The organism is Waterburya agarophytonicola KI4, assembly GCF_020640915.1.
In the GTDB taxonomy this organism is placed as follows: domain Bacteria; phylum Cyanobacteriota; class Cyanobacteriia; order Cyanobacteriales; family Xenococcaceae; genus Waterburya; species Waterburya agarophytonicola.
On record NZ_JADWDC010000128.1, the window covers coordinates 1 to 4,434 of the forward strand.

General features: G+C 37.0%; 2 protein-coding genes. One reads left to right on the top strand and one right to left on the bottom strand.

The annotated features are described in order from the left end of the window. Nucleotides 1–25: 25 nt before the first annotated feature. Nucleotides 26–2,269: a two-partner secretion domain-containing protein gene (locus I4641_RS23275; protein WP_229642970.1), complete on the bottom strand. Its 2,244-nt coding sequence runs from the start codon at nt 2,267–2,269 to the stop codon at nt 26–28. Between the two features lie 178 nt (nt 2,270–2,447). Here I4641_RS23275 and I4641_RS23280 point away from each other — a divergent pair, with 178 nt between their 5' ends. Continuing rightward, entirely contained in the window at nt 2,448–4,409 is a 1,962-nt protein-coding gene (locus I4641_RS23280) for a S8 family serine peptidase (protein WP_229642971.1), read from the top strand. The last annotated feature ends 25 nt before the right edge of the window (nt 4,410–4,434 follow it).

Genomic DNA, 4,434 nt, shown 5'->3' on the forward strand with positions numbered 1-4,434 from the left:
AAATAAAAAAATAAAGGTGATTTAGTTAATGCAATGTAAATACGTCTAAGCTTAGCTGAGGTATTCCTTGAATCACATCTACGTTAGGGGTAATAATTTGAATTGCTCCATCAACATCTCCTGTAGCATCGAGATCGTTACTACTATTATTTAATCTATTTCCAGCATTATCAAAAGCTATATTCTCTTCTAAGCCTAATACTCCCTGAGCCATAATCGTGATATTTCCCCCTGCTCCTTCAGGTGCATTAGCCACAATATCTCCACCTAGATCGTTACTGGGAAAAGCAACCACAAAGCCATTTTCAGAATTAATTGCTATATTGCCTCCATTGGTTACATTACTGGCTTGAGCAGAAATTAAACTGCCATTTCTTAACTCAAGACGATCTCCTACTTGAATAGTAATGTCTCCCGTAGTTCCTTCTATGGCAGAAAAAGTAGTATTAGCAAAGATGCCACTATCCGCACTAACTGGATCGATAGTAAATTGTGCAATATCTTCGTCAAAATTGTTAATCAAACTTTCTAGTCTATTGGAGTAATTGGGATCGATACCTGAAATTAAAATACGTTGTGAGATATCTAGATTAATATTGCCAGCAGCACCATCATTAAAGGCGGTAGCTAGAATCTGACTGCCGTTGGTAATTTCTAGGATATCGGCATTAATAAAGACATTTCCAGCAGATGCTATTCCTCTGCTTCTAGCATTAATAACTGCTCCACCACTTATATTGAAAGTAGAAGTTGTAACTGTAATTTCTCCTCCAGAACCCAATGCTGACACTTCAGAATTGCTAAATAAACCGCTAGAAAAACCCCCAGGATTGCCATTTTCTAATAAAGGAAAATTAGCAACTCCTGAAATGTTAATGGAATCAGCAGCATTAATATTAATCGTTCCTGCATTTCCTAAACCAAAAGTCTGAACGATAATTGTCCCGCCATCTGACAATGATAAGGTTCTGGTGGCAAAATCTATTGTTCCACCGTTACCAGTTGCTCCTATATTAGATTCCAAACTACCAACAGCACTAAAAACAGAACTATTATTGGCAATATTAATGGAGTCGGCATTAAAAGAAACATTTCCCGCATTTCCACTACCAAAAGTGTTGCTAACAACTTGCGCGCTATTATTTAGAGAAATGTTTGCAGCAGTAATTTCTATATTCCCTGCATTGCCTGATAAATTACCTGGTATATCTATATTTTCCAAAAAACTAGCACTTGCTGATATTTCAGGATCTAGATTCTGATTGATTCCTTCTAAAATAAAGTTGTTTCCAGCTTGGATAAAAATATTTCCTGCATTACCTTCAGCAAAAGTATCAGTTAAAATAGTCGAACCACTGTTAATTAGTATCGAATCAGTAGCGTTAAGATTAACTTCTCCTGCATTTCCTTCATTGAAAGTATTGTTTATCAAGATGGAGTTATTAGTCAAAGATAGAGACTGAGTGGAAATGTTAATGTTTCCACTATCGCCATCAGAAATACTAGGAACTATTTCAAGTACAAAGTTATCGAGGATAATATTATCTCTATTTGTATTAGTTGGAGTATTTAAACTGTTATCTTCACTAAAGCTAATTGTGCCTTCTTGAGCAATGCTAGCGAAGTTAATAGTGCCTTCCTCTGCCACAATTTCCCCTCGACTTAAGTTAATTTCACCACCTATCAAATTAAAACTTTCGCCAGTTTCTACAACAAGACTTAAAGAGTTTTCACTATTACCCGTGGCAATAATAGAGGCAGGATTTTCTCGAAAGCTTAAACCAATCGGTGCATTGACGGTTAACAGAGGAGGATTGTCTAAATCTGTTACGCTAAACTCCCCATCCTCAAACAAAATACTACTAGCAGTAGAACCATAAAAAGAACCGCCAAGATCTAGCCTCGCATTTTCGCCAAAAATAATTCCTGCGGGATTAATCAGGAATAAATTAGCATTACCGTTGTTGCGAATTAATCCATCAATGTTAGAAATATTTCCTCCCGTAACTCTAGAGAGAATATTGCCGATCTCAGGAGCGTTATTAAAAAATGCTTCGCTGCCAGTACCTACAGAAAAATCTTGAAAACTATGAAATAAATTATCTCCATTAGTCACCCCACCATTTATCGTCGAAACGTTTCCGTTCTCGGTTACTTGAGTACTTGTAGTTCCATCAGAGGTTACTTGAGATGCTACAGGAGTAGTTAACAGACTTTGACTTATAGTACCCAAACCAACAGAAAGCAATAACGACAGGCTTTGTTTCACCGTATTAATCCTAGAGCGATCGATAACTAATCAAAATTATATATATACTTCAAGCTCAAGAGATAGTTAACTGCATAAAAGTTTTAATATTTGCCTAGAAATAAAATTAGATGGGGATTTTCTTCCGAAGCATATATATAGTATAAATAAAGTAATTTAACCAATACAAGCTAATCCGATGGATAACGTTCTGCCCAACGATCCTCTATTCTCCCAACAATGGTATCTTAATAATACAGGTCAATCTGGTGGCACACCTGGAGAAGATATTAATGTTTTACCTGCCTGGGAAATAGCTACGGGAGATGGTGTTGTTATTGGATTTGTCGATGGTGCAATCGAACTTGGACATCCCGATCTTGATAGTCAAAATAATCCTTTAGGTGGTTTTGATTTTGTAGATGATGAAATCGAAAGATTTATTCCAGGGTTAAATGCAGCAATAGCAGTTGGATTTGAGTTCGATTTGGGATCTATATTAGATGGCACTAATCTAGATTCTCTAAATTTCTTAGATCGACCTAGCGATGCTCATGGTACGCCTGTTGCGGGAATTGCAGTAGCTTCAAATAACAATATTGGGATTACAGGAGTTGCTTATGACGCTACGTTTGCATCATATAGAATTCAATTTGATGACGAAATAATTTTAGATGATTTCGACGAGCTAATATCTAGTACGTTCTCTCGCCCTAGTTCCGTTGATATTTTTAATAATAGTTGGCTATTTCCCTTGCCTCTTGTGCCTTTGGGAGAATCGAACCAAGCGTTAGAACAAAGAATTAATTTTGGTCGCGGTGGATTGGGAAATATTTTTGTTTTTGCTGCGGGGAATAATGCTCAACAAGGCGGAAATGTTAACTATTATCCTCTGACTAACTCCCGCTACACTATCACCGTAGGGGCTTTAGATCATAACGGAGTTCGATCTAGCTATAGTAATCCTGGCGCATCGTTGTTAATTTCTAGTTACGCTAACACTGATGAAGAAGGAATACTAACTACCGATGTTCGAGGTGAAAGCGGTTTTGATACCTCTGAATATACTGAGTTTACTGGTACATCAGCAGCTACGCCGATTGTCTCAGGTGTTATAGCATTAATGCTGGAGGCTAATCCAGATCTGACATGGCGCGACGTACAGCATATTTTAGTCAGAACGGCGGTTCAAAATGACATAGATAATCCCGATTGGATTGAAAATGGTGCGGGATATTCTGTCAATCACAATTATGGTTTTGGCTCGATTGATGCAACTGCTGCGGTTACTCTGTCTCAAGAATGGACAACTGTTGCGCCTGAAATTTCTTTATCTTCTCCAGTGATTGATATTGATGTTAATGTTCCCGATAACGCTCGCGACGGTATTACTTCTATTATAGATGTTGAAGACGATCTGACCGTAGAATCAATCGAAGTAATTACCAATGCTGATTTAGTTCGAGAAGATTTAAAAGTCGTTTTAACTTCTCCTGATGGAACTGAATCTATTTTATCGGCAAACGATCTCAATGCTGATAGAGAAGGAACTTGGACATTTACGTCCTTGCGTCATTGGGGTGAGTCTTCGGCTGGTGAATGGAGTCTTCAAGTTATTGATAGTGAAGCATCTACTTCAGAAACTACTTGGGATTCTTGGCAGCTAAATCTTTATGGTACTAACGATAATCTAAATTCGGAATCTACAGAAGAAGATAATACGGATAATAACAATTCAGAATTTCAAAGTAGTGATGTCCAATCTTTAATAGATTCTCTGATACAAAGATTTCCCAATACTGGAGAAAACAACCTCAACTCAGATGATATTCCCAATACTCCTGGTGGTAATGGTGCTGATACTAGTGCAAACTCAAATTTTGCCCGACAATCTTTTGTGACTGATGGCGAAACTATTTTAGCAGGAGACAATTTTTTTGTAATTCCTAATTTTGAAAATAATCCATTCTTTGCTGACACTATCTCTTCTGAAGCGACAATTATTGAAATTGAAACCGAAACAGGATCAAGCTCTATTGAAGAGCAATTAAGGTCAATTAATTTTGCGGAAAATGAAGTACCTTTAATTGATGGTGACTTATATGTTATTCCAATACTAACAGGTATAGACACCAGGGTAAGCTCATCTTATTTTGTATAAAATGTACTTGACAAAAGTTTCGTTT